Here is a 23,672-nt window from a genome sequence, read left to right as displayed (position 1 = left end):
AATATGTTGTTTTGGCTAAGTGAGCTGTCGGACGGCGGCGATGTCTTCAACCTGTTTCGCTACATTACATTTCGGGCGGGCGGCGCCTTCTTCACGGCGCTGGTCTTTGGATTCATTTTCGGTCGTCCACTGATCAACGCCCTGCGGCGCAAGTACAAAGACGGCCAACCGATCCGCGAGGACGGCCCCGCAAGCCATCTGGAAACCAAAGCCGGCACACCGACCATGGGCGGCCTGTTGATCCTTGCGGCGCTGTGCCTGTCGACGTTGATGTGGGCGCGGCTCGATAACCCCTATGTCTGGCTGGTTCTGGGCGTCACGGTGGCCTTTGGACTCATCGGTTTTGCCGATGATTGGGCGAAGGTCAGCCGTAATACCACGGCGGGCGTGTCGGGCAAGGTGCGCCTTGCGGCGGGCTTCGCGATTGCATTGGCAGCCGGTTTGATCGCCGCGCAATTGCACCCCGAAGACCTGTCGAGCCAGCTTGCCATGCCGGTCTTCAAGGACGTGCTGATCAACCTTGGCTACATCTACATCCCCTTCGTGATGATCGTCATCGTGGGCTCGGCCAACGCCGTGAACCTGACCGATGGCCTTGATGGCTTGGCGATTATGCCCGTGATGATCGCGGCCGCGACCCTGGGTATCATCGCTTATGCGGTCGGTCGGGTGGACTTCACCGAATACCTGGACGTGCATTATGTACCGGGCACCGGAGAGCTGCTGATCTTCTGCGCGGGTCTTATCGGGGGCGGTTTGGGCTTTCTCTGGTACAATGCCCCACCGGCCGCTGTGTTCATGGGCGACACCGGATCTCTTGCCTTGGGCGGCGCCCTTGGCGCGATTGCCGTCTGCACCAAGCACGAGATCGTTTTGGCCATCGTTGGCGGCCTTTTCGTGGCCGAGGCTGTGTCGGTGATCGTGCAAGTTCTCTACTTTAAAATGACCGGGAAGCGCGTATTCCTGATGGCCCCCATCCACCACCATTTCGAGAAGAAGGGTTGGGCCGAGCCGCAGATCGTGATCCGCTTTTGGATCATCTCGCTTATTCTGGCGTTGATCGGTTTGGCGACCTTGAAACTGCGATGACCTCTCCCGCCTGGCACCCCTTTGTGCGCCGGGTTTCGGCCGAGGTTCAGGGGCTGCACGTTGAGGTCGTGAACCATTGGTTCAAGGGCTGCGCCTTGTTGGTCAACGGCGCAGAAGTGGCCCGCAACGACGACCGGTTCGCCCTGTCCGAAGAGGTGCCCTTGATCGAGGTCACGATCGCCGGGCCTAGCGGGCCGCTGCATCTGGATGTGCGCATGGTGGCGATATTCTTTACTCAGATCGAATTACGCGCCGATGGGCGCCACGTGGCGGGCAGCCGCTTGGTTAAGGAGCAAGAGCAATGATTCCGGTGATGGGTTTTGAGGGTCGCAAGGTGATCGTGCTGGGGCTTGGCCGCTCGGGCCTCGCGGCGGCGCGGGCGTTGCGTGAAGGCGGGGCCGAGGCGCTGTGTTGGGACGATGGCGAAGCGGGCCGTACGCGGGCGGCGGAGGAGGGGTTCACCCTGCACGATCCGATCCGCGATGGGCTGGAAGATGTCGCCTGTCTCGTGACCTCCCCCGGCATCCCGCACCTATACCCCGCGCCCCACCGCGCCATTGCTGCGGCCTACGCGGCGGGCGTGCCGGTCGATAACGACATTGGGCTGTTCTTCCGATCGCTGGGGCAGGGGGATTGGGCTTTCCACGACACGCCGCCGCGCGTCGTCGCGGTAACCGGATCGAACGGGAAATCCACCACGTCGGCCCTGATCGCCCATATTCTGGAAGAGCAGAACATCCCCGTGCAACTCGCCGGGAACATCGGCCGCGGCGTGCTGGATATCGAGCCCCCAATCGACGGAGAGGTCGTGGTGCTGGAGCTGTCGTCCTACCAGACGGAACTTGCCCGCGCATTGACGCCCGATATTGCCGTTTTCACCAACCTGTCGCCCGATCATCTGGATCGTCACGGCGGCATGGGGGGCTATTTTGCTGCCAAACGCCGCCTGTTTGCCGAAGGCGGGCCGGAACGCGCCGTGATTGGGGTAGATGAGGCAGAGGGCCAATATCTGGCCGGTCAGATGGTCGAAGGGCCCGAGGACGGACGCCTGATCCGGGTGGCCGCAGGCAAGCTGAGCGGGCCGGGGTGGGATATCAGCACCCGCAAAGGCTGGCTGAGCGAATTCCGCAAGGGCCGCCAGGTGGCCTCTATCGACCTGCGTGGGGTGCCGGGGCTGCCCGGCGCCCATAACCACCAGAACGCGGCCTGCGCCTATGCCGTGTGCCGCGCCCTTGGCCTTGCGCCCCGCGTGATCGAGACCGCATTCGCCAGCTTTGAGGGCCTACCCCATCGCTCGCAACGGGTCGCGGAAATCGGCGGCGTGTTCTACGTCAACGACAGCAAGGCCACCAACGTCGATGCCGCCGTGAAGGCCCTGGGCGCGTTCAAGAAGATCCGCTGGATCTGCGGCGGGCTGGAAAAAGACGGCGGGCTGGAGGCCCTTTGGGAAGCGGCGGGGCAAGTCTCCAAGGCCTATGTCATTGGTCGCGAGGCCGAGGCCTTCGCCCTGCATCTGGGCGATATACCCCTAGAGGTTTGCGGCGACATGGCCACCGCCGTGGCCCGCGCCAGCGCCGACGCGCAGCCCGGCGATACGGTGCTTCTGGCCCCCGCCGCCGCCAGCTTCGACCAATACGACAGCTTCGAGGTGCGCGGGGCGGATTTCATCGCGCAGGTCGAGAAGCTTCAACCCTAGCCCATGGACGTGATCCCAAGGGCTGTGCCGCCACGGCGAAACCCACACTAACCCTAGCCAGCCAAGGCTTTTCAGGCTAAACTCATGCGATAGACCCGAGATAACTCGGGCATGGGCAGACACGCGGCGCATAACGTCGCTTGAGGGCAAGGCAGGCATTCCATGACGGAAATGGCGCATGGCACAGTCGTTGTGCACACGGGCGACGCAGTTATTCCACGGTGGTGGAGCACGATTGATCGCGTGACATTGGGCTGCGTATTCGCGCTCTTTGCGATCGGTATCCTCTTGGGGTTTGCGGCCTCTCCGCCCTTGGCGGAAAGCAATGGGCATGAACCGTTTCACTACGTGATCCGGCAAGCCTTCTTCGGCGGCATTGCCCTGAACGTCATTATCTTGGTGTCGATGATGTCCCCCCTGGCGGTGCGCCGATGGGGCGTGATTGGCTTTGCGTTTGCGGTGTTGGCGGTGGCGATGTTGCCGGTTTTCGGCACCGACTATGGCATGGGGGCCACGCGCTGGTACTCTTTGGGGTTTGCCTCGCTGCAACCGTCCGAGTTCCTCAAGCCGGTCTTTGTGGTCTTCACCGCCTGGATGATGGCTGCCAGCCAAGAGGTCGCGGGCCCGCCCGGAAAGACCTTCTCTCTCATCGTGACGGTGCTTTTGGTCGGCTGCCTTGCGTTGCAACCGGACTTTGGCCAAGCGGCCTTGGTGATCTTTGCGTGGATGGTGATCTACTTCGTGGCAGGGGCGCCAATGCTGGTGCTGGCCATTGTGATCGGAGCCGTGGGCCTGTTCGGGGTGTTTGCGTACTCCGCATCGGAACACTTCCGCCGCCGGATTGATGGCTTTCTCAGCGACGAAGTGGGCGAGAATACGCAACTTGGCTACGCCACCGACGCGATCCGGGAAGGGGGGCTGTTTGGCACCGGGTTGGGCGAAGGCTCGGTCAAATGGACGCTGCCCGATGCCCATACCGATTTCATCATCGCCGTGGCGGCCGAGGAATATGGCCTTGTGCTCGTCCTCGTCATCATCGCGCTTTACCTCACCATCGCGCTGCGCAGTTTCTCTCGGCTGATGAAAGAGCGCGATCCTTTTGCGCGTCTGGCAGGCACGGGCCTTGTGTCCCTTCTGGCGCTGCAAGCTTTCATCAACATGGGCGTTGCGGTGCGGCTTTTGCCCGCCAAGGGCATGACCTTGCCCTTCGTCAGCTACGGCGGGTCATCTTTGATCGCGACAGGGATTGCGGTCGGGATGCTTTTGGTATTCACCCGCACGCGCCCACAGGGCGATATCGCCGACCACCTTCTTTCCCGCCAACGGTAGCGCCGCCATGACACAGCCTCATCTCATCATCGCCGCTGGCGGCACCGGGGGGCACATGTTCCCGGCCCAGGCCCTGTCCGAGGCGATGTTGCGCAAGGGCTGGCGGGTGACGCTTTCCACCGACGCCCGTGGGGCGCGGTATGTGGGTGGGTTCAGCCACGCGGTGGAAATCCGTCAGGTCTCCTCTGCGACGTTCACACGGGGCGGGCCGCTGGCGAAACTGGCCGTGCCGTTTCGCATTATGGGCGGCGTGTTTTCAGCCACCTTGCGGATGATGCGCGAGAAACCCGATGTAGTCGTGGGTTTTGGCGGTTATCCGACGATCCCCGCCATGGCCGCCGCAAGGCTGACGGGACGGCCTCGGATGCTGCACGAACAAAATGGCGTTCTGGGCCGAGTGAACCGGATTTTCGCCAAGCATGTGGCCCATGTGGCCTGTGGCACCTGGCCCACCGATGTGCCTTTGGGCGCGGATGCGGTGCACACCGGCAACCCGGTCCGCGCCGCGATCGTGGAACGGGGCAGTGCGCCCTATACGCCCCCCGGCGACTGGCCGATGAGCCTTCTGGTGTTCGGCGGCAGCCAAGGCGCACGTATCCTGTCCGATGTGGTGCCCGCTGCCATCGCTCTGCTGCCCGAAGAATTGCGCCAACACCTGCGCATCGCGCAGCAGGCCCGCGAAGAAGACGTGGCGCGCGTGCAAGAAGCCTATGATTTCCTGGGGATGCGGGTCGAGGTGGATACCTTCCTGCACGAAATGCCCCGCCGCCTGTCCGAGGCGCAGCTTGTTATCTGCCGCTCGGGCGCCTCGTCGGTGGCCGATATCAACGTGGTCGGTCGCCCGGCGATCTACGTGCCGCTGGCCATCGCCGTGCGCGATGAGCAGACCGCCAACGCCCGGGGCCCGGTCGAGGCAGGCGCCGCCGTGCTGATGCCCGAGGCACAGTTCACGCCGGAAACTCTGGCCCAGACCATCGCCGAAATCCTCAGCCAGCCCGAGGCCGCCACGCAGATGTCGATTGCGGCCCTGTCTGTTGCAGTACCCGACGCGACCGAGCGTCTTGTCGAGCTTGTCGAAAGCCTCGCCCCCAACACCACGCCGAAAGGGTAACCCATGAACGCCGCTGTCACCAAATTACCTACCCAACTCGGTTCGATCCATTTTGTAGGGATCGGCGGCATTGGCATGTCGGGCATCGCCGAAGTGTTGTTGAACCACGGTTATGACGTGCAGGGGTCTGACCTGAAAGCCACGCCGATCACCAAGCGTCTGGAAAGCCTTGGGGCCAGGGTCTTTGTGGGGCAGCAGGCCGAGAACCTTGAAGGCGCAGAGGTTGTGGTGATCTCGTCGGCGATCAAACCGGGCAACCCGGAATACGACGCCGCGCGCGCCCGTGGTCTGCCGATTGTGCGCCGGGCCGAGATGCTGGCCGAACTGATGCGCCTACGCTCCAACATCGCGGTTGGCGGGACCCACGGTAAGACCACGACCACCACGATGGTTGCCACGTTGCTGGACCACGGCGGCGTTGATCCGACGGTGATTAACGGCGGGATCATCCATGCATACGGCTCCAACGCGCGGGTGGGGCAAGGCGATTGGATGGTGGTGGAGGCCGATGAGAGCGACGGAACCTTCAACCGTCTGCCCGCCACCATTGCCATCGTCACCAACATTGACCCCGAGCATATGGAGCATTGGGGCAGCATCGAGAACCTGCGTCAGGGCTTTCTCGATTTCGTCTCCAACATCCCGTTCTACGGCCTTGCCGTCTGCTGCACCGACCACCCCGAGGTGCAAACCCTCGTGGGTAAAATCACCGACCGCCGCGTGGTGACGTTCGGCTTTAACGCACAGGCCGACGTCCGTGCGGTCAACCTGCATTACAAAGGCGGCGTGGCCTGTTTTGATATCGCGCTTCAGGCAGAAGACATGGTTATCGAAGGCTGCACCTTGCCGATGCCGGGCGATCACAACGTCTCCAACGCTTTGGCGGCAGTGGCCGTGGCGCGGCATCTGGGCATGAAGGCCGATGAAATCCGCGAAGCTTTGGACGGGTTCAAGGGGGTGAACCGACGGTTCACCAAGGTGGGCGAGGTTGGCGGCATCACCGTCATCGACGACTACGGCCACCACCCGGTGGAAATCGCCGCTGTCCTCAAGGCCGCGCGTCAGGCCAGTGATGGCCGCGTCATCGCCGTCCACCAGCCGCACCGCTATTCGCGTCTGCATTCTCTGTTTGAAGACTTCTGCGGTTGTTTCTCGGAGGCCGACGTTGTCGCCATCGCCGAAGTCTATGCCGCCGGAGAGGACCCGATCGAGGGCGCATCGCGCGATGATCTGGTGGCAGGCATGATCCGCCACGGCCACCGCCATGCCCGCGCCATCGACAGCGAAGATGATTTGGAGCGTCTGGTGCGTGAACAGGCGCAACCGGGCGATATGGTCGTGTGCCTTGGGGCTGGTACGATCTCTGCTTGGGCCAACGGTTTGCCTGCACGCCTCGCCGATCTTGATAACCAAAAGGCCGCCGGATGACGGACACCCTGGTCCTCGCCCTTATCGTGATCATCCTGCCCGGCGTTGTTGCGCTGATGTGGGTGACGCGCAGCGGCGTGATGCCGGGCCTTTTGATCCTTGGGGCCATGGTGCTTTGGACGGCGGTTTCATTGTCCGGCGCGCTAAATCCCGGCAACGCCCCCATCGCGCCCGAGATTTTTGGCGGAGAGACCATAGCCCACCGCCAGCGCACCGGGCTGCCAGAGGCGCTTTGGACGTTCCTCGTGCTGGTGCCCGGCACCATCTGGACCGGGGTCGCAGTGCTGATCGGCCGCGCCGCCTATCGCCGCAACCATAAGCAAGATGATCCGTCATGAAACTCGCACTGGCCCTTGCATTGATCCTTGCTGCCGGGGTGCTGGCTTTCGGGGTCACGAAAGCCTTTGGCGCGCGCTTCGGCGCTGCCGTTGTTGCGCTGGTGGCGGCGTTGAACCTGCCGTTCTTGCTGGCTTATATCCCGCTTCTCTTCCCGGAAACGCCGACGGAGGCCGCGCCATCCTTTTCCCCGACTGACACGTCATTCGGCGCGGCGGGTTACATGTTCCTTGGTGCCGTGACCTTTGCGGGGCTAACCATAGTCTCGGCGATTACCGGCAGTTTTCTGGGCATGCGGACCCGACAAAGGCACGTCACATGAGCCTCGCATTAACCCTCGTTTGCGTCTGGGTCGTGGCTTCGGCCATCGTGGCGATGATGCCGATGCGCTTGCAATGGCCGTTTGGCTTTCCGCTTTTGGTGCTGTCTGTGCCGATGGTGGTTTTCGTGGGCTATACCCATGGCTGGATCTGGACGGCGGTCATCGTGCTTGCCGTCGTCTCCATGTACCGCAACCCTCTGCGATACTTCTATAAACACGCCCGCGCTCGTGTGAGTGCTCGGACGGACGAAGGGGGCGCTTCCTGATGCCTATTTCCCTGATCCTTGCTTGTGTTTGGGCGCTGCTTGCTTGCCTTGCGGCCATGGGCCCACGCCGCATTCAATGGCCGGTCGCTTGGGTGCTGATTGCCACGGGCATCCCGCTTTTGGGGTGGGTGACCTATCAGTCTGGCCCGTTCTGGGGCGTTGTCGTGTTTGCCGCCGGCGCGTCCATCCTGCGCTGGCCCTTGAAACGCGCCGCCCATCACCTGCGCCGCGCGATGTCCGGGGCAGGGGACGGAGACCTGCCCCGATGAATACAGAGCTGTTCGTGGGCTTCGCCGCGATTGCAGGCATCTTGGCGGGATACATCACCGCCCGCATCGGCACGCGCTGGATGCTGTTCGCGCTTTGGGGCGTCAGCACGGGGCTGTGTCTTCTGATGCTGACGCTGGTCTATAGCGAAGACATGGACGAAGCCTTGGTGGGTATTTACATCCTGTTCGGATTAATGGTGCCCTTCACCGCCTGCGCGTTTTTGGCGGGCGGACTTGGGGTGCTGGTGCGCCGCTTGCGCAAGGAGACAGAGCCGGAATGACAGATCACCTTCCCACCCCGCGCGGGCGTCTGACCGCTGGCAAAGACCTCTCTTCGCTCACATGGTTGCGCGTAGGCGGCCCGGCGGAATGGCTGTTTCAACCCGCCGATGCCGATGATCTGAGCGATTTCCTCAAGGCGCTTGATCCCGAGGTGCCGGTATTTCCCATGGGCGTCGGCTCCAACCTCATCGTGCGCGACGGTGGAATGCCCGGAGTGGTCGTCAAACTGGGCCGTCCGTTCATGGATATTTCAGTGGAAGGTGACACGGTCACCGCCGGGGCGGCTGCCCTGGATGCCCGATTGGCGCGTACGGCAGCGGACGCGGGGATTGATCTGACGTTTCTGCGCACCATCCCGGGATCTCTGGGCGGGGCGCTAAGGATGAACGCGGGGTGCTACGGCTCTTACGTGGCGGATCATTTCGTAAGCGCCGAGGTGATCCTGCGCGATGGCACGCCTGTCACGCTGACCGCCGACGACATTACCTTCGCCTACCGCCAGACAGACATTCCCGAAGGCGCGACGATCGTGTCGGTCACCCTGCGTGGTAGCGGCGAGGACAGCCTTGTGTTGCACACAAGGATGGAGGAGCAGTTGGCCAAACGCGATGCCACCCAACCCACCAAATCCCTGACCGCCGGATCGACCTTTCGCAATCCCGCTGGCTTCAGCTCCACCGGGCGGGCCGATGACACCCATGATCTCAAGGCCTGGAAGGTCATTGACGACGCCGGTATGCGCGGTGCCACCCTTGGCGGCGCACAGATGAGCGAGATGCATTCCAACTTTCTCGTGAACAAAGGTGGCGCAACTGCCGCAGATCTCGAAGGATTAGGCGAAGAAGTGCGAAAAAGGGTTTTCCAATCCCAAGGCATAGAACTAGTGTGGGAAATCATGCGGGTCGGCACACCCGGTGGGACTACAGAATAGCCACGCGCAGCCCGAAAAGTGGGAACCGGTTTTCGGATCAAGCTGCGCGGTAAGAAAAGACAGCGCAGCCCGAAAAGTGGGAACCGGTTTTCGGATCAAGCTGCGCAACAAAAGAACAACGCAAGGCTCCGCATAAGCGGGGATAATCGATCCGGCAGGCAACGTATCAGCCGGACAAAATGAGGACAGAAGCGGTGGCAGGGTTGAGCAGCCTTCCATCTCGTGTCGTCGTCTTGATGGGTGGCCCCTCTGCGGAACGCGAGGTGTCGCTTAGCACCGGTCAAGGGTGCGCCGAGGCGTTACGCGGAGAGGGATTTGACGTTATCGAAGTTGATCCGGGCGAGGTCCACGCCGGGGCCGCGCTATGCGCACGTCTGTCCGAAATTAAACCTGATGTTGTGTTCAATGCGCTCCACGGTCGATGGGGCGAAGATGGCTGCGTCCAGGGCATGTTGGAGTGGTTGCGCCTTCCCTACACCCACTCGGGCGTTCTGGCCTCAAGCCTCGCCATGGACAAGACCCGCGCCAAAGTGGCTCTGAAGGCCCATGGCTTGCCGGTGGTCGAAAGCGTGATTGCCCGCAAGGAAGATGTCTGCGCCGTTCATGTGATGCCTGCGCCCTATGTGGTGAAACCCAATAATGAAGGCTCCTCCGTCGGGGTTTATTTGGTGAACGAGGCCGCCAACGGCCCGCCGCAGCTGTCCGACGATATGCCCGCCGAGGTGATGGTTGAAACCTTTGCGCCAGGGCGCGAGCTGACGGTCTCTGTCCTGGGCGACAAGCCCGGCGATCCCGGCGCTTTGACCGTGACCGATATCCTTACCGATGGCTGGTACGACTACGATGCGAAATACAAACCCGGCGGCTCGCGCCATGTGGTGCCGGCGCAGGTGCCGCAAGAGATCTGGGATGCCTGCATGGACATGGCCCTGCGGGCGCATACGGCGCTCGGTTGCAAGGGTGTCAGCCGTACCGATTTCCGCTGGGATGAGGCACGCGGCCTTGATGGTTTGATTATCCTCGAGGTGAACACGCAGCCTGGCATGACGCCCACATCCCTGACGCCCGAACAGGCGCAGGCGACGGGCATGAGCTTTGGTAAACTCTGCGCTTGGTTGGTGGAGGATGCGTCATGCGACCGGTAATAGCAGGCGAGGCGCCTCGTCACATTCAACGCACCTCCGTTCGGTCGATCATTCCCCGTCGCAACGGGTCCGGCGGCGCAGCCCCCCATGATCCGGCCCCCTCCAAGCTCAGCTACCGTGTGACCCGCCTTTGGCTCACGCCGATCTTCCGCAAAGCGCTCAACATCGGCATCCCGCTGTTCGCGCTGTTTGCTGCCGTTGCCTGGTATCTCAGCGATGAGGCCCGCATTAACGGTTTGTTTGAGGCCGCCTATGAGATCCGCCGCGAGGTTGAGAACCGGCCAGAGTTTCGCGTAAACGTGCTGGGGATCGACGGTGCCTCCGATGATGTCACGGAAGAGGTCCGCGCCGCCCTTGCGCTGGACCTGCCGATCTCGTCCTTCGATCTGGACCTTGATGAATTGCGCGGCCGCCTGGAGGCGTTGCCCCCCGTGCGCAGCGCTGACCTGCGCATTCAGTCCGGCGGCTATCTGGCCGTGCGCATCGACGAACGTATCCCCGCCGCCCTGTGGCTGACCCATGAGGGGCTGAGCATCATCGACGAAGAAGGTCACTTCGTTGCGGGCTTCGGCACCCGAGAGATTGAAGACCCTTTGCCGCTTCTGGGCGGGGAGGGGGCCGATCTGGCCGTGACCGAGGCGCTGGCGCTGATCGAGGCGGCAGCCATTCTTGGCGACCGCGTCCATGGGCTTGTGCGTATGGGGCAACGGCGGTGGGATGTGGTGCTGACCAACGAAACGCGGATCATGCTGCCCGAATTCGGAGCGACTGCCGCGCTGGACCGTGTGCTGGCGCTTCATGATGTGGGTGAAATCCTGTCGCGGGACGTGACAGCAGTTGATTTACGCAACCCCGGTCGCCCGACCGTGCGGTTGACCGATGATGCAATGGAAGAGCTACAGCGTATGCGTACGCTGGCGGCTGAAAGATCCGATGGGGACACGAGCGGATGAATCTTCTCTATCAAACACAACGGGCCATGCGGGCCAAACGTACCGAAGCCATGCGACGCGGCGTGATTGCCGTATTGGACATCGGCACCTTCAAGGTGGCCTGTCTGGTGCTGAAATTCGACGGCACCGAGCCTGAGGATGACGGCATCGGCGCCATGGCCGGGCAATCCTCGTTCCGGGTGATCGGCGCGGCAACAACCCGGTCGCGCGGCGTCAAGTTTGGCGAGATTGATACGGTGCAAGAAACCGAGCGTGCCATCCGCACCGCTGTGCAAACCGCCCAGAAAATGGCCAACGCCCGTGTCGATCACGTGATCGTCTCGCTTTCCGGTGCACGGCCGCGCAGCTATGGCCTGACCGGTGAAGTCGATTTGCAAACCGGCGCCGTGGAAGATCACGATATTGGCCGCGTGTTGTCCGTCTGCGACATGCCCGATATCGGCGCGTCGCGCGAAGTGCTGCATGCGCAGCCGGTGAACTTCTCTCTCGATAATCGCTCGGGCCTGTCGGACCCGCGCGGCCATGTGGGCAACCGCCTGTCGTGTGACATGCATCTGCTGACCGTGGACAGCCACGCGATCGAGACGCTTCTACACTGCGTCAAACGCTGTGATCTGGAACTGGCGGGCGTGGCCTCTGCGCCCTATGTCGCGGCCATGTCTTCACTGGTGGAGGACGAGCAAGAACTGGGGGCGGCCTGCATCGACCTTGGGGCAGGAGCCACGAGCCTGTCGATCTTCATGAAAAAACACATGATCTTTGCCGATACCGTGCGCATGGGCGGGGCCCATATCACGCGCGACATCAGCCAAGGTCTGCATATCCCCGTGGATATGGCCGAGCGGATCAAAACCAAGTTCGGCGGTCTCATGGCCACGGGTCTGGATGACCGAGAGATCATCGAGTTGGACAGCGACACCGGTGATTGGCACCACGACCGCCGCACCGTATCACGGGCCGAGTTGATCGGCGTCATGCGCCCTCGGGTCGAAGAAATCCTTGAAGACGTGCGGGCGCGGCTGGATGCGGCAGGGTTTGAACATCTGCCGTCGCAACGGATCGTCCTGACCGGGGGCGGCAGTCAGATCCCCGGCCTTGATGGTCTTGCCTCGCGCATTCTGGGCAACCAGGTGCGCCTGGGGCGGCCCATGCGGGTGGCGGGCCTGCCGCAGTCGGCCTATGGCTCGGCGTTCTCGGCCTGTGTCGGTTTGGCGCTGTTTGCAGCGAGCCCTCAGGACGAGTGGTGGGACTTCGATTTGCCCGCCGACAGGCTGCCTGCACGGTCCGTTCGTCGCGCTGTAAAATGGTTCCGCGACAACTGGTGACCCCTGCATATGGGGTCAGACCGCTAAATCGCCGATAAATTCGCCACAAAACGGCCACATTTCGCGCATGGGGCGTATTTTCTGCGTGACGACGCAGGGGAACGGCGGTACGCTGGCCTTCAATAAATGAGGCAAATTCGGCAATTCCGACCAGAAGATCGGGGGCCAGGACAAGAACAGGCGGACAGTATCCATGACTCTGAATCTTACCATGACCGACGCTCAACCCGAGCTGAAACCCCGTATCACCGTCTTCGGTGTCGGTGGCGCAGGCGGCAACGCCGTGAACAACATGATCGACCAACAGCTTGATGGCTGTGAGTTTGTTGTTGCCAACACCGACGCTCAGGCATTGCAGCAATCCACCGCGCACGCGCGTATCCAGATGGGTCAGCGCGTGACCGAAGGTCTCGGCGCAGGGGCACGCCCTCAGGTTGGCGCTTCCGCCGCTGAGGAAAGCATCGAAGAGATCGTCGACCACCTCGCGGGCGCCCACATGGCGTTTATCACCGCGGGCATGGGCGGCGGCACCGGCACCGGCGCTGCACCAATTATCGCGCAAGCCGCGCGGGAGTTGGGCGTTCTGACCGTTGGTGTTGTAACCAAGCCGTTCCAGTTTGAAGGCACCAAGCGGATGCGTCAGGCCGATGAGGGCATCGAAGCCCTGCAAAAGGTCGTCGATACGCTGATCATCATTCCGAACCAGAACCTGTTCCGTCTGGCGAATGAAAAAACCACTTTCACCGAAGCCTTCGCCATGGCGGATGATGTGCTTTATCAAGGTGTTAAAGGTGTGACGGACCTGATGGTTCGCCCCGGTCTTATCAACCTCGACTTCGCCGATGTTCGCGCTGTGATGAACGAAATGGGCAAGGCCATGATGGGCACGGGCGAGGCCGATGGCGACAACCGCGCCATGCAGGCCGCCGAGAAGGCGATCGCCAACCCGCTGCTGGACGAGATCAGCCTGCGTGGTGCGCGTGGCGTGTTGATCAATGTTACAGGTGGGTACGACCTGACCTTGTTCGAGTTGGACGAAGCCGCCAACCGCATCCGCGAAGAGGTGGACCCAGAGGCGAACATCATCGTCGGCTCTACCCTGGATACGGCGATGGAAGGCCAGATGCGCGTCAGCGTTGTGGCAACCGGCATTGACGCGGCAGAGCGTCAGGAAGAAGTGCCAATGCCTTCGCGTCAGTTCTACGCCACGGGCTCCGCCGTCGCCGCCGCCGCAGAGGCCAAACCAGCGCCGGCCGCCGCACCCACCGCAGAGGTGGAGCAGTATGAGGAAGCCGCCGCGGAAACGCCGCCCGAGCCCTCCTTGTTTGAAAGTTTTGAGGCCCCCGCCGAGGCAGAACCGGATCTGGTCGCCGAAGACGACGTGCCAGCGCCTGCCTATCAACCCGCGCCGGCGCCTGCCGCTTTTGCACCCGCACCTGCACCTGCACCGCAGCAACCCACTCCGGTGGCTGTCGCGGCTGAAGATCAGCAGGGCTACGTGGCCCCCAAGCCCGCCGCCGGCGGTGCCCCAACGCCCGAAGCTTTGGCCCGTCTGCGTGCTGCCATCCAGCGTGATACGCCCCGCGCACCTCAGGCTGCACCCGTAGCAGCACCTCAGCAGCAGGGTGGTTTTGGCGGTGAACAGCCTCAGAAACGCGGCTTCGGCATAAATTCGCTCATCAACCGTATGACGGGCACCGGCGAAGATGGCGCGGCCCCGGCCGAACGTCGTCAGCCCACAATGGCGGCTCCGGCCCCCGCGCCGGCGCCTCAGCATCACGCGGCGGATGATGGCGTTGTTGACCCCGATCAGGAGCGGATTGAAATTCCCGCCTTCCTGCGCCGCCAAGCGAACTAAATTGCAGTCACATTGTGACAGGAAAGACCGGCCTCGCGCCGGTCTTTTTCGTATTAAGTACAGAGTGTTACAGAGTTACCCACAAGATGTAGGCAAGTTTTCGCCCACACCGCCACCCATTGTTGCAAGGCGTCATAAAGCTTGAGTTGCTCCTAGCGCTGCCCCCCGTTACCCCCATATACAGCGGAAACCATGCGTTAACCTTTTAGCGCCAGAGCCGCTTCCGGCAGAGCGTCTTACGCAATCGACGCCGCGGAATTTGTTGGGACGGAAGAGCGGGCAGTTTGATGCAGGCAACACTTCGCAGAAAAGCCACATTCAGTGGGGTCGGTCTTCACAGCGGGCGTTTGACTCGTGTCAGCATGTTGCCGCAAGCCGCCAACGTCGGCATCTGGTTCCGCCGCACCGACCTGGACGATGCCGCAATGATCCCCGCCCGCTACGATCTTGTCCCCCAAAGCCGCCTGTGCACCAAGTTGGTGGCCGAAGATGGGACCGAAGTTTCCACTGTCGAACATATCATGGCCGCCCTGATCGGCTCTGGTATCCATAACGCCCTGATCGAGGTGGATGGCCCCGAGCTTCCGATCCTCGATGGGTCTGCCGCGCCCTTCGTGCGCGCGATCCTCGATGCAGGTATCCAGCGCCAATCCGCGCCAATCCACGCGCTGGAAATCCTCAAGACCGTTCGCGCCGAAGATGGCGACGCCTGGGCCGAGTTGTCGCCCTCCCGCGGGCTGGAGATGGATTACACCATCGAATTCAGCGATAAGGCGATCGGCTATCAGCGGCGGATCGCCAATTTGGCCAATGGCCGTTTCGTGCGCGAATTGTGCGACAGCCGCACCTTCTGCCGCCGCGCCGACGTGGACATGATGCACGAGGCGGGCCTTGCCCTGGGCGGGACCTACGACAATGCAGTCGTCGTGGATGGCGACGACGTCCTCAGCCCCGGTGGCTTCCGCCATGCGGATGAGGCCGTGCGCCATAAGATGTTGGACGCATTGGGGGATTTGGCCTTGGCCGGTGCTCCCATTCTGGGCTGTTACACCGGTTTCCGGGCGGGCCACATGGTTACGAACCAGTTGCTTCGCAATCTTTTCGCCACGCCGGGAGCGGTGCGTTTCGTGGAATGCACGCCGGATCAGGCGGCCGCATTGCCCGGCGTTGGCGTAAAATCAGCAGATCTTGCGCACGTCGCATGACGTGGCCACAACATCACGTTATCACTTCGGTGCATCTTCGTGTCGGTTGAGGGATTTTGCCCGCAAAAGGAATGTGCTAGAGCAGTGCCGACAGGGTCCGGGATCGGGCTCAGGACTATGGGTTTGAGGCTAATCGCATGACAACCAACCGCTTTCGACTTTCCGGTGCAGCCCTTGGGCTGACGCTCGTTTTGGCGGGCTGTGGCGGCGGTGGTGGAGGCAATGGTTTCCTTGGCACCGGCCTGTTCAGCGGCAATGGCGGCGGCGGTTTCTTTGCCGGGCGCAATGCGAACATCCCTTTGGAAGAGCTGGACGCCGAGACGATCTATCAGCAAGCCGAATTTGAGCTGGAAAACGGTCGCGCCGACAATGCAGCCGAGTTGTTTATCGAGGTGGAGCGTCTGCACCCATATTCCACATGGGCCGAGCGGGCGCTGATCATGGCGGCCTTTGCCTATCACGAGGATGGCGACTATGAGGCAGCCCGTGTGGCGGCCCAACGCTACCTTGATTTCTACCCCGGCAACGAAGACGCGGCCTATGCCCAGTATCTTCTTGCCCTGTCCTATTATGACCAGATCGACCAAGTGGGCCGTGACCAGGGCGTGACCTATCAGGCGCTGCAAGCGCTCCGTGTCGTGATCGAGCGGTATCCCGATAGCGAATACACCCAAGACGCGATCCTGCGCTTTGACCTCGCCTTTGACCATCTGGCGGGCAAGGAAATGGAAGTGGGCCGCTACTACCTGCGCCGCGAACATTACACATCGGCGATCAACCGGTTCCGGGTTGTGGTAGAGGAATTCCAAACCACGTCGCACACGCCGGAAGCCCTGTTGCGTCTGGTGGAAGCCTACCTTGCACTCGGTCTGACGCAAGAGGCGCAAACCGCTGGCGCGATCCTTGGCTACAACTTCCAGTCTTCGCCGTTCTATGACGACGCTTACCGTCAGTTGACGGGGCAGGGGCTGTCATTGGAAGCCGCCGGAGAAAACTGGCTGCGCGAAGTCTGGCAGCAGACCGTGCGTGGGGATTGGCTGTAAGTCGGGCGGGAATGCCGTAAGCGCTTGACCGTTCCGCCTGCTTTGGGCAACACACAATCTATGCTGCGCCATCTCGATATCCGCGATATGTTGATTATTGACCGTCTGGAACTCGCGTTTCAGCCGGGGCTCAATGTGTTGACCGGGGAAACCGGGGCGGGAAAGTCGATTTTGCTCGACAGTTTGGGCTTTGTGCTTGGCTGGCGGGGCCGCGCTGATCTGGTGCGCACGGGCGCGGCGCAGGGCGAAGTGGTGGCAGAGTTCGATCTGCCCGAAGGCCACCCCGCTTATGCCGTATTGGATGAAGCGGGCTTGCCAGCCTCGGACGAGCTGATCCTGCGCCGCATTAACACGCCTGAAGGTCGCAAAACCGCTTGGGTCAACGACCGGCGCGTCAGTGGCGAGGTTTTGCGTGCCTTGTCCGATGTGTTGGTAGAGCTACACGGCCAACAGGACGACAAGGGGCTGCTGGACCCCAGGAACCACCGCGCAATGCTGGATGAATACGGCAACCTCGACGGCTTGCGCGGCAAGGTGGCCACCGCTTGGCGCAGCAAGGCGGCCGCGGGCAAGGCACTGGCGGCGGCGGAAAAACGGCTTGTGGAAATGCGCGAGGAGGAAGAATTTCTCCGCCACGCGGTCGCTGAGCTTACCAAGCTGGCCCCCGAGCACGGCGAAGAAGCGGAGTTGGACGCCAAGCGCCGGATGATGCAAGCGGCCGAAAAGATGCGCGAAGATGTGGCCCAGGCGATCACCGCCCTTGGCCTGAACGGCGCCGAAGGCGCGTTGAGCGACGCGAGCCGATGGCTCGACGGGGTGGTGGAGCACGCCGAGGGCCGCTTGGAAATGCCCATGGCCGCGCTGGAGCGCGCCCTGGTGGAATTGGGCGAGGCGCAAGCCGGCGTCGCCAGTTTCGCGGAACGGCTGGAGTTCAACCCGGCCGAGTTGGAGATGACGGAAGAACGGCTTTTCGCCCTGCGCGGGTTGGCACGGAAGCACAACGTGCTGGCTGATGATTTGGCCGGTTTGGCCGAGACACTGGGTCAACGTCTTGCCGCGCTTGATGGCGGAGAAGCCGAGATTGCAGAATTAACCAAAACCCGTGACCGCGAAGACGCCGCCTATAAAGGGGCGGCGGATAAGCTTACGGCGGCGCGTGCGAAAGCCGCGCTGAAGCTCGATCGCGCCATGGGGGCTGAGCTTGCGCCTCTGAAGATGGACCGTGCCGTCTTTGAAACCCGCCGCGAAGAGGCCCCCGCCGGGCCTGACGGCGTGGACACGATCACTTTCACCGTGGCCACCAACCCCGGCGCACCCTCTGGCCCGCTGAACCGCATCGCCTCGGGCGGAGAGCTGTCGCGGTTCCTTTTGGCGCTGAAGGTCTGCCTGACCTCGGACCAGGCCGGGTTAACGATGATCTTTGATGAGATTGACCGGGGCGTCGGCGGAGCCACAGCCGATGCCGTTGGGCGGCGCTTGGCCGATCTGGCCTCGGGCGGGCAAGTGTTGGTCGTGACCCATTCGCCGCAGGTGGCGGCCCTTGGGGCGCATCATTGGCAAGTGGCCAAGACGGTGGAAAAGGGCGTGACTTTCAGCCGCGTGGTGCCCCTGTCCGACGACCAGCGCGTGGAGGAAGTTGCCCGCATGGTTGCTGGCGACACGATAACCGACGCTGCAAAAGACGCGGCACGGGCTCTGCTCAAGGGGTAGGCCCCCGATACCCCCCCCGCCGTGCCGGACAGCCACACCCAATTGTCGGAAAACACTGAATTTCCAGGGCTGTGGCTTTCCAAATCCTTAAGCTTTCTCTACCGTTTTAAAGTAATGGTATTCAGGGGAGGCGGCCGCGCGGCGTTGCCCCTCGGTGTCCCCCAGATGCGTTCCGCGCCAGAAAGTGAGCCTGTCCCGTGGCCATTGATCCGCGCGGTCTGATTCAAGCCCAAGCCTCCAGAAGCGTCACCGCCTTGCGGGGCATCTGGTCGTTGTTGTTGGAAAAGGGACCGAGCCAGTTCCAATTCTGGTTAATCGCACTGGCGATCGGCGTGTCGGCGGGCTTCACCGCTTTGGGGTTCCGTAAAGGCATCAGCTGGTTGCAGGAAACGCTCTACGGCGTCGAGGATGTCCGGACACTGCACAGTTTCGCACAGGGACTTCCCTGGTGGATGATCCTGATCATTCCGGTAGTCGGTGGTTTGGTGACAGGCCTTATCTTATACAAGTTTACGCCCGATGGCCGGGTCCGCGCCGTGGCCGATGTCATCGAGGGCGCGGCCCTCAATGATGGCCGGGTTGAAGGGCGGGCGGGCATCGGCTCGGCGCTCGCATCCCTCGTGACCCTTGGAACCGGCGGCTCCACGGGCCGCGAAGGGCCGGTGGTGCATTTGGCTGCGGTGATTTCTTCGAAGATATCGCGCTGGATCAACGCCGATGGCATCACCGGGCGCGATCTTCTGGGCTGCGCCGTGGCGGCCGCCGTCTCGGCCAGCTTCAATGCGCCAATCGCGGGCGCCATTTTTGCCCTTGAAGTTGTTCTGCGCCACTTCGCGGTCCATGCCTTTGCCCCCATCGTCATTGCCAGCGCGGCGGGGACGGTGATTAACCGGCTGGAGTTTGGCGATGTCACCGAATTCACCTTGGAAAGCGAAAGCATGTTGCGCTTTTACGTAGAGCTTCCTGCTTTTCTGATCCTTGGCATCCTGTGCGGGTTCATCGCTGTCTTGTTCATGCGCGGCACCTTCTGGGCCGAAGACGTGGGCAACGCGCTGCAGCAACGCACAAAGCTGCCCCGCTATCTGCGCCCCGCAATCGCGGGCCTCGCCCTGGGCGCAATCGCCATCTGGTTCCCCCACATCATCGGCGTGGGGTACGAGACGACTTCCGCCGCCCTGACGGGAGAATTGTTTCTATGGGAGGCCATCGTCTTTGCGATCCTGAAGGCGATCGCCACGGCGATCACCGTAGGGGGGCGCATGGGGGGCGGCGTGTTCTCGCCCTCTCTGATGATCGGGGCGATTTCGGGCCTGGCCTTTGGCTTGGTGGCGACGGGGATTTTCCCCGATGTGTCGGGCTCAGAGACCCTTTACGCACTGGCCGGCATGGGGGCGGTCGCGGCGGCGGTTCTAGGGGCGCCGATTTCCACCACGTTGATCGTGTTTGAACTGACGGGCGATTGGCAAACCGGTCTGGCGGTGATGGTCGCCGTGTCGATGTCCACGGCGGTCGCGTCCAAGATGGTCCATCGCAGCTTCTTCCTGACCCAGCTGGAGCGGCGCAATATCCACCTTGCCGCCGGCCCGCAGGCCTATCTGCTGGCGATGTTCCGTGTGGGTCGCGTGATGCGCCCCATGACCCACGAAAATTCCGCCCCGCAGGAACGTTTGCTGACCTTGATCGAGCAGGGCATTTTCACCGACACCAATGCGACACTTGAACGGGCTTTGCCGATCTTTGAACGCACCGGCCTCGACTTCTTGCCGGTGGTGCAATTGTCTCCCACAGGCGGGCCACCGGCCCTTGAAGGGGCATTGTTCCACGTCGATGCCCTGAAAGCCTACAACAAGGCGCTGGCGGCAACGGCGGCGGAAGAACACAGTTAACTTGGCATTCGGAAACAGATTATTTCTTTGGTGAATGGGCTGGGACACGGCATGCTTGCAGCCATGTTGATCCGGATTCTTTTCGCCCTCGCTCTGCTGTTACTCAGCGCCCAAACCTCCGCTGCTCAGGGCGCGGCGGGTCGGTTGCAAACCGTGCTTTCCAGCGTGCCGCAAGCGGTGCTGGACGGCGCGGAGGGGCCAATCATTGCGGGCTACGGCAATGGCGATGCGGTGCGCTGGATCGCGGTGCGCGGCGCTCAGGCAGGGCGCAACCCGAACACGCCAAACCGGTTTGCAGCGCTCCGCTCTGCCGCGCCCTTGCAACGCGACATCATCGAAGGAACCGAGGATGCGGCGATCCGCGCTGCCGTGGGGCTGACGGCGCTCGACTGGGTGGAAACATGGGAAGTGTCCGCAGGCACGGTGCGCGTGGGTGCGATGGATATCTTCCCCGACAGCGAAATGCGCCTGCGGGGCGCGTTGTTTTCAAACGGACTTTCCGAAGACGACCGCGGCGGCGCCCCGGTGCTTTGGCACGGGGATACCGACTACGCCGCAGATACATTCGCGCGTGATCCGGCCCATCCCTTCGGGGGCGATCAAGGCTTGCCCCTGCGGATGCTTTTCTTGGGGGATCGCGCGATCTGGGCTACAGGGTGGACGGCGCTGGATGCGGTGCGCGCGCCCACGGGGGCGAACCTCGCCGCCCGCGCCGATGCGCAGACATTGCTTGGCGGCTTGCGGCGGGTGGGTAATCTGGGCGGTGTCGTCTCGGTCCGTTGCTGGCTGCGCAACGGGGCCGAGTTGCCGATCACCGGCGCAGAGGCGGGCCCGGTCGAAGCTTTGGCCCTGGCCGATTTCGCCAACCGAGAGACAGAGGGCGCTGCGATGGTTCTGGCCCTTGCCGAGGGTGTGGACGCAGAATCCCTGGCCGTTCGACTGCGCGAGGCGTGGCCAATCCTGAGCGAATTGCCATCCCCGGCCGAACCGGAAATCTCCGCAGGCGGCGGGTCCATCACGCTGACCATGCGCAGCGATTGGGGCGACGACGGCGCGGCAAGCAATGCCGCCTATGAGGTTTTTCTCAATGCCCTGAACGGCGGACGTCTTGGGTTCCTTCTGAACCGCTGAGCAATACGCGCTAGAGCTTCTCGACCGCCACCCGGTCGGTGTAAAACGCAATGTGGCCCGCAATCTCTTTCACACCGTCAAGCGGTGTCTCGTAGCTCCACGCGGCATCGACGGCGTCGCCATCGGGGCCGGTTACAGTGAAATAGGTCGCTGTGCCTTTGTGCGGGCAGGTGGTCGATGTCTGGGTCTGCTCCAGAAAACTCATCCCGATGTCTTCGCGGGGGAAATAGATGACCGCCGGCATATCGCCTTCAATCAGTTCCAGCGCGGCAGAGCTTTCGCCCAGAACGGCACCGCTGGCGCGGACGACCCAAGTGCCGGATGCTGAGCGGATCGAGATGTGATCGGCCATGAATTACTCCCATATAATGTCTGATTGAGCGCTGTATGTACCCTGCGACATGCGGCAGGCACAAGGCGCGGCCCTGACGCGGGCCTGAGCCCGCGCCAGAGTTGGTTCTAAATCGGCGCGCAGGCGGCCTTCAGCCAGGCGGCTGTGGCAGTGTAGCCCCCGGCCTGTAACAGCGGTGTGACGCGGGCCAGAACATCGGCGTGGTAGGTGTTGAGCCAGTCCCGTTCCGCAACGCAGAGCCTTTCGGTCACAATCAGGCGGCGGTCGATGGGGGCGAATGTCAGGGTCTCGAAACCAAACATCTTGCGGTGCGGATCGGCCCCTTCGGGAGCGTCCACCACGTAGATCAGGTTCTCGATCCGAATGCCAAAGGCCCCTTCACGGTAGTAGCCCGGCTCGTTTGAAACAATCATCCCCGGCTCCAGTGGCACGTCACTGCGGCGCGACAGGCCCTGCGGCCCCTCGTGCACGTTCAGATAGACGCCAACGCCGTGGCCGGTGCCGTGGTCATAATCGCGTCCAGTGGACCACAAGGGCGCACGGGCCAGCGCATCCAGATGCTGCCCGGCGACACCCTTGGGAAAGCGCGTGCGGTGCACAGCGATCATCCCTTGCAGGACCAGCGTGAAGCACTCGCGTTCCTCATCCCCGACCGTGCCGACGGGCAGGGTGCGCGTGATATCGGTGGTGCCGTCCTCGTATTGCCCGCCGCTGTCGATCAGGAACAATTGGCCGGGCACGACCTGGGCGTTTGTCTGCTCTGTCACCCGGTAATGGACGATCGCGCCGTTGGGGCCGGCGCCTGCGATGGTGTCAAACGAGAGCTCTTTCAACGCGCCGGTGTCGCGCCGGAAGCTCTCGAGTTGTTTGGCCACGTCGATTTCCGTCAGGGTGCCGGTGGGTGCGGTTTCATCGAACCAATGCAGGAACCGCGCCATCGCCACGGCGTCGCGCAGGTGTGCGGTGCCTGTGGCGGCGATCTCGGCGTCGGTTTTGCGGGCCTTGGGCAAGACCGTCGGGTCGCGCTCGGCGGCGATATCCACGCCCGCGTCTTGCAGGATTTCCGAAATCGCGTGGGGCGCGCTGGCGGTATCCAGGCGCACGGTGCCTTCCAGCCCTTCCAAGGCAGCGGGAAAGCTGGACGGGGGGGCAGTGTGCACCTGAGGCCCCAGATGCGCCCGCAGGTCTGGCGTCAGTCGCGCGTCGTCGAGGAAAAGGCGCAGGGTGCCATCGTCAAACAAGATCGCATTGGCTTGGACCACAGGATTACGCGCAATGTCCGAGCCTCGGATGTTGAGCAGCCAGCAAATCCCATCGGGCAGGGTCAGCACCGCCGCCCCGTGGCCGGCATCGCGCAAAGCCTCGGCACAGGCTGCACGTTTTTCAGCGGCGGTTCTTCCGGCAATATCATCGGGAAAGATCGTGATCGGGGCAGCGGGCGGGGCCGGGCGGTCTGTCCAGATCGCATCCACCAGATTGTTCGAGGGGACCAGTTCAACGCCTGAGCCGCCAAGCGCCGTTTCCAGCGTCGCAATCTCGCGCCCCGTATGCAGCCAGGGGTCAAACCCGACCTTGCCGCCTTGGGGCAGGGCCGAGCGGAGCCATTCGGCCAGTTGGACCTCGGGCCAATCCACGGGGGTAAAGACATCGGCCACCTGCGCCCGCACCTGCACCCGGTAGCGTCCGTCCACGAAAACACCCGCCACATCGGGCAGCACGGCGGCAAACCCGGCCGATCCGGTGAAACCCGTCACCCACGCCAGTCGCGCATCGCAGTCGGCCACGTATTCGCCTTGGTGGGCATCGGCGCGTGGCACAAGAAAGCCATCCAACCCGACCTTGGCAATCTGCGCCCTTAGGGCGGCAAGGCGCGGGGGGCCATCTTCGGGCCGGGTCGATGCGGTGAAATCTTGGAACATGCTTAACCTTTGTTCAGCGCCCCGCAGGGGCCACCGCGCCCAAGCCGAAGGCGCGGGCGCAAGGGAGGTGGCCTGAGGCGTCGTTG

At 62.8% G+C, this 23,672-nt stretch carries 24 protein-coding genes; 21 read left to right on the top strand and 3 right to left on the bottom strand.

Translation table 11 applies throughout. The annotated features are described in order from the left end of the window. The first annotated feature begins 3 nt into the window (after positions 1–3). From mraY to ftsA, 15 genes are all read left to right on the top strand, one after another. A complete protein-coding gene (gene mraY / locus AADW23_RS15940) occupies positions 4–1,089 on the top strand; it encodes a phospho-N-acetylmuramoyl-pentapeptide-transferase (RefSeq protein ID WP_341861928.1) in 1,086 nt (361 codons plus the stop codon). After that, positions 1,086–1,394, top strand: coding sequence for a hypothetical protein (locus AADW23_RS15935; RefSeq protein WP_341861927.1), 309 nt, complete (start codon positions 1,086–1,088; stop codon positions 1,392–1,394). Before mraY ends, AADW23_RS15935 begins: the two co-directional genes overlap by 4 nt. Then, the gene (gene murD, locus AADW23_RS15930; RefSeq protein WP_341861926.1) at positions 1,391–2,785 is read left to right on the top strand and encodes a UDP-N-acetylmuramoyl-L-alanine--D-glutamate ligase; all 1,395 of its coding nucleotides are present in this window, start codon (positions 1,391–1,393) and stop codon (positions 2,783–2,785) included. The genes AADW23_RS15935 and murD overlap by 4 nt, the downstream gene beginning before the upstream one ends. A 162-nt stretch (positions 2,786–2,947) precedes the next feature. Beyond that, positions 2,948–4,114 (top strand): putative lipid II flippase FtsW, encoded by a 1,167-nt coding sequence (gene ftsW / locus AADW23_RS15925; protein WP_341861925.1) that lies wholly within the window; start codon positions 2,948–2,950, stop codon positions 4,112–4,114. Positions 4,115–4,121: 7 nt separating this feature from the next. Beyond that, a complete protein-coding gene (locus AADW23_RS15920; protein ID WP_341861924.1) occupies positions 4,122–5,225 on the top strand; it encodes a UDP-N-acetylglucosamine--N-acetylmuramyl-(pentapeptide) pyrophosphoryl-undecaprenol N-acetylglucosamine transferase in 1,104 nt (367 codons plus the stop codon). A 3-nt stretch (positions 5,226–5,228) separates the two neighbouring features. Further along, positions 5,229–6,653, top strand: a complete 1,425-nt coding sequence (gene murC, locus AADW23_RS15915; RefSeq protein ID WP_341861923.1) for a UDP-N-acetylmuramate--L-alanine ligase — start codon at positions 5,229–5,231, stop codon at positions 6,651–6,653. Continuing rightward, a complete protein-coding gene (locus tag AADW23_RS15910; protein WP_341861922.1) occupies positions 6,650–6,991 on the top strand; it encodes a hypothetical protein in 342 nt (113 codons plus the stop codon). The genes murC and AADW23_RS15910 overlap by 4 nt, the downstream gene beginning before the upstream one ends. Next, positions 6,988–7,311, top strand: a complete 324-nt coding sequence (locus AADW23_RS15905; protein WP_341861921.1) for a hypothetical protein — start codon at positions 6,988–6,990, stop codon at positions 7,309–7,311. Before AADW23_RS15910 ends, AADW23_RS15905 begins: the two co-directional genes overlap by 4 nt. Then, positions 7,308–7,577 carry a DUF2484 family protein gene (locus AADW23_RS15900; RefSeq protein WP_341861920.1) on the top strand — a complete coding sequence of 90 codons (270 nt, stop codon included), beginning with the start codon at positions 7,308–7,310 and terminating at the stop codon, positions 7,575–7,577. Before AADW23_RS15905 ends, AADW23_RS15900 begins: the two co-directional genes overlap by 4 nt. Beyond that, positions 7,577–7,846 carry a DUF2484 family protein gene (locus AADW23_RS15895; RefSeq protein ID WP_341861919.1) on the top strand — a complete coding sequence of 90 codons (270 nt, stop codon included), beginning with the start codon at positions 7,577–7,579 and terminating at the stop codon, positions 7,844–7,846. Before AADW23_RS15900 ends, AADW23_RS15895 begins: the two co-directional genes overlap by 1 nt. After that, positions 7,843–8,127 carry a hypothetical protein gene (locus tag AADW23_RS15890; RefSeq protein ID WP_341861918.1) on the top strand — a complete coding sequence of 95 codons (285 nt, stop codon included), beginning with the start codon at positions 7,843–7,845 and terminating at the stop codon, positions 8,125–8,127. Before AADW23_RS15895 ends, AADW23_RS15890 begins: the two co-directional genes overlap by 4 nt. Further along, a complete protein-coding gene (murB, locus tag AADW23_RS15885) occupies positions 8,124–9,059 on the top strand; it encodes a UDP-N-acetylmuramate dehydrogenase (protein ID WP_341861917.1) in 936 nt (311 codons plus the stop codon). Before AADW23_RS15890 ends, murB begins: the two co-directional genes overlap by 4 nt. Before the next feature lie 179 nt (positions 9,060–9,238). After that, positions 9,239–10,204 (top strand): D-alanine--D-alanine ligase, encoded by a 966-nt coding sequence (locus AADW23_RS15880; protein WP_341861916.1) that lies wholly within the window; start codon positions 9,239–9,241, stop codon positions 10,202–10,204. After that, on the top strand, positions 10,192–11,157 hold the full coding sequence (locus AADW23_RS15875; RefSeq protein ID WP_341861915.1) for a cell division protein FtsQ/DivIB: 966 nt from the start codon (positions 10,192–10,194) through the stop codon (positions 11,155–11,157). The genes AADW23_RS15880 and AADW23_RS15875 overlap by 13 nt, the downstream gene beginning before the upstream one ends. Next, positions 11,154–12,482 carry a cell division protein FtsA gene (ftsA, locus tag AADW23_RS15870; RefSeq protein WP_341861914.1) on the top strand — a complete coding sequence of 443 codons (1,329 nt, stop codon included), beginning with the start codon at positions 11,154–11,156 and terminating at the stop codon, positions 12,480–12,482. The genes AADW23_RS15875 and ftsA overlap by 4 nt, the downstream gene beginning before the upstream one ends. 15 nt (positions 12,483–12,497) lie before the next feature. Here ftsA and AADW23_RS15865 read toward each other — a convergent pair whose 3' ends face one another. Further along, positions 12,498–12,677 carry a hypothetical protein gene (locus AADW23_RS15865; protein ID WP_341861913.1) on the bottom strand — a complete coding sequence of 60 codons (180 nt, stop codon included), beginning with the start codon at positions 12,675–12,677 and terminating at the stop codon, positions 12,498–12,500. On the opposite strand from AADW23_RS15865, the gene ftsZ reads away from it, so the two are divergent. The 6 genes from ftsZ (at position 12,676) to AADW23_RS15835 (ending at position 21,315) form a co-directional block, all read left to right on the top strand. Continuing rightward, positions 12,676–14,340, top strand: a complete 1,665-nt coding sequence (gene ftsZ / locus AADW23_RS15860; protein ID WP_341861912.1) for a cell division protein FtsZ — start codon at positions 12,676–12,678, stop codon at positions 14,338–14,340. The genes AADW23_RS15865 and ftsZ overlap by 2 nt on opposite strands. Positions 14,341–14,627: 287 nt before the next feature. After that, positions 14,628–15,545, top strand: coding sequence for a UDP-3-O-acyl-N-acetylglucosamine deacetylase (gene lpxC / locus AADW23_RS15855; protein WP_341861911.1), 918 nt, complete (start codon positions 14,628–14,630; stop codon positions 15,543–15,545). 137 nt (positions 15,546–15,682) lie between these two features. Further along, entirely contained in the window at positions 15,683–16,588 is a 906-nt protein-coding gene (locus AADW23_RS15850; protein WP_341861910.1) for an outer membrane protein assembly factor BamD, read from the top strand. 60 nt (positions 16,589–16,648) lie between these two features. Further along, a complete protein-coding gene (gene recN, locus AADW23_RS15845; protein ID WP_341861909.1) occupies positions 16,649–18,298 on the top strand; it encodes a DNA repair protein RecN in 1,650 nt (549 codons plus the stop codon). 254 nt (positions 18,299–18,552) lie between these two features. Beyond that, positions 18,553–20,184 (top strand): chloride channel protein, encoded by a 1,632-nt coding sequence (locus tag AADW23_RS15840; RefSeq protein WP_341864346.1) that lies wholly within the window; start codon positions 18,553–18,555, stop codon positions 20,182–20,184. A 63-nt stretch (positions 20,185–20,247) separates the two neighbouring features. Next, on the top strand, positions 20,248–21,315 hold the full coding sequence (locus AADW23_RS15835) for a hypothetical protein (RefSeq protein WP_341861908.1): 1,068 nt from the start codon (positions 20,248–20,250) through the stop codon (positions 21,313–21,315). Between the two features lie 10 nt (positions 21,316–21,325). On the opposite strand, the gene AADW23_RS15830 is transcribed toward AADW23_RS15835, so the two are convergent. Continuing rightward, on the bottom strand, positions 21,326–21,667 hold the full coding sequence (locus AADW23_RS15830) for a DUF427 domain-containing protein (protein ID WP_341861907.1): 342 nt from the start codon (positions 21,665–21,667) through the stop codon (positions 21,326–21,328). Positions 21,668–21,774: 107 nt separating this feature from the next. Beyond that, positions 21,775–23,586, bottom strand: coding sequence for an aminopeptidase P family protein (locus AADW23_RS15825; RefSeq protein WP_341861906.1), 1,812 nt, complete (start codon positions 23,584–23,586; stop codon positions 21,775–21,777). Positions 23,587–23,672: the final 86 nt, after the last annotated feature.

It is taken from the genome of Gymnodinialimonas sp. 57CJ19 (assembly GCF_038396845.1).
Classification (GTDB): domain Bacteria; phylum Pseudomonadota; class Alphaproteobacteria; order Rhodobacterales; family Rhodobacteraceae; genus Gymnodinialimonas.
This window is presented reverse-complemented; position numbering and strand designations above follow the sequence as displayed.

Bases quoted from the DNA above. Each gene is read 5' to 3' on its own strand.
- AADW23_RS15875 (WP_341861915.1), top strand. From the start codon at position 10,192: ATGCGACCGGTAATAGCAGGCGAGGCGCCTCGTCACATTCAACGCACC.
- AADW23_RS15830 (WP_341861907.1), bottom strand. From the start codon at position 21,667: ATGGCCGATCACATCTCGATCCGCTCAGCATCCGGCACTTGGGTCGTC.
- ftsW (WP_341861925.1), top strand. From the start codon at position 2,948: ATGACGGAAATGGCGCATGGCACAGTCGTTGTGCACACGGGCGACGCA.
- lpxC (WP_341861911.1), top strand. From the start codon at position 14,628: ATGCAGGCAACACTTCGCAGAAAAGCCACATTCAGTGGGGTCGGTCTT.
- mraY (WP_341861928.1), top strand. From the start codon at position 4: ATGTTGTTTTGGCTAAGTGAGCTGTCGGACGGCGGCGATGTCTTCAAC.
- murD (WP_341861926.1), top strand. From the start codon at position 1,391: ATGATTCCGGTGATGGGTTTTGAGGGTCGCAAGGTGATCGTGCTGGGG.
- AADW23_RS15880 (WP_341861916.1), top strand. From the start codon at position 9,239: ATGAGGACAGAAGCGGTGGCAGGGTTGAGCAGCCTTCCATCTCGTGTC.
- AADW23_RS15910 (WP_341861922.1), top strand. From the start codon at position 6,650: ATGACGGACACCCTGGTCCTCGCCCTTATCGTGATCATCCTGCCCGGC.
- AADW23_RS15835 (WP_341861908.1), top strand. From the start codon at position 20,248: ATGTTGATCCGGATTCTTTTCGCCCTCGCTCTGCTGTTACTCAGCGCC.
- murB (WP_341861917.1), top strand. From the start codon at position 8,124: ATGACAGATCACCTTCCCACCCCGCGCGGGCGTCTGACCGCTGGCAAA.
- murC (WP_341861923.1), top strand. From the start codon at position 5,229: ATGAACGCCGCTGTCACCAAATTACCTACCCAACTCGGTTCGATCCAT.
- AADW23_RS15935 (WP_341861927.1), top strand. From the start codon at position 1,086: ATGACCTCTCCCGCCTGGCACCCCTTTGTGCGCCGGGTTTCGGCCGAG.
- AADW23_RS15850 (WP_341861910.1), top strand. From the start codon at position 15,683: ATGACAACCAACCGCTTTCGACTTTCCGGTGCAGCCCTTGGGCTGACG.
- AADW23_RS15920 (WP_341861924.1), top strand. From the start codon at position 4,122: ATGACACAGCCTCATCTCATCATCGCCGCTGGCGGCACCGGGGGGCAC.
- AADW23_RS15865 (WP_341861913.1), bottom strand. From the start codon at position 12,677: ATGGATACTGTCCGCCTGTTCTTGTCCTGGCCCCCGATCTTCTGGTCG.
- AADW23_RS15825 (WP_341861906.1), bottom strand. From the start codon at position 23,586: ATGTTCCAAGATTTCACCGCATCGACCCGGCCCGAAGATGGCCCCCCG.
- AADW23_RS15900 (WP_341861920.1), top strand. From the start codon at position 7,308: ATGAGCCTCGCATTAACCCTCGTTTGCGTCTGGGTCGTGGCTTCGGCC.
- AADW23_RS15895 (WP_341861919.1), top strand. From the start codon at position 7,577: ATGCCTATTTCCCTGATCCTTGCTTGTGTTTGGGCGCTGCTTGCTTGC.
- AADW23_RS15890 (WP_341861918.1), top strand. From the start codon at position 7,843: ATGAATACAGAGCTGTTCGTGGGCTTCGCCGCGATTGCAGGCATCTTG.
- ftsA (WP_341861914.1), top strand. From the start codon at position 11,154: ATGAATCTTCTCTATCAAACACAACGGGCCATGCGGGCCAAACGTACC.
- AADW23_RS15905 (WP_341861921.1), top strand. From the start codon at position 6,988: ATGAAACTCGCACTGGCCCTTGCATTGATCCTTGCTGCCGGGGTGCTG.
- recN (WP_341861909.1), top strand. From the start codon at position 16,649: ATGCTGCGCCATCTCGATATCCGCGATATGTTGATTATTGACCGTCTG.
- ftsZ (WP_341861912.1), top strand. From the start codon at position 12,676: ATGACTCTGAATCTTACCATGACCGACGCTCAACCCGAGCTGAAACCC.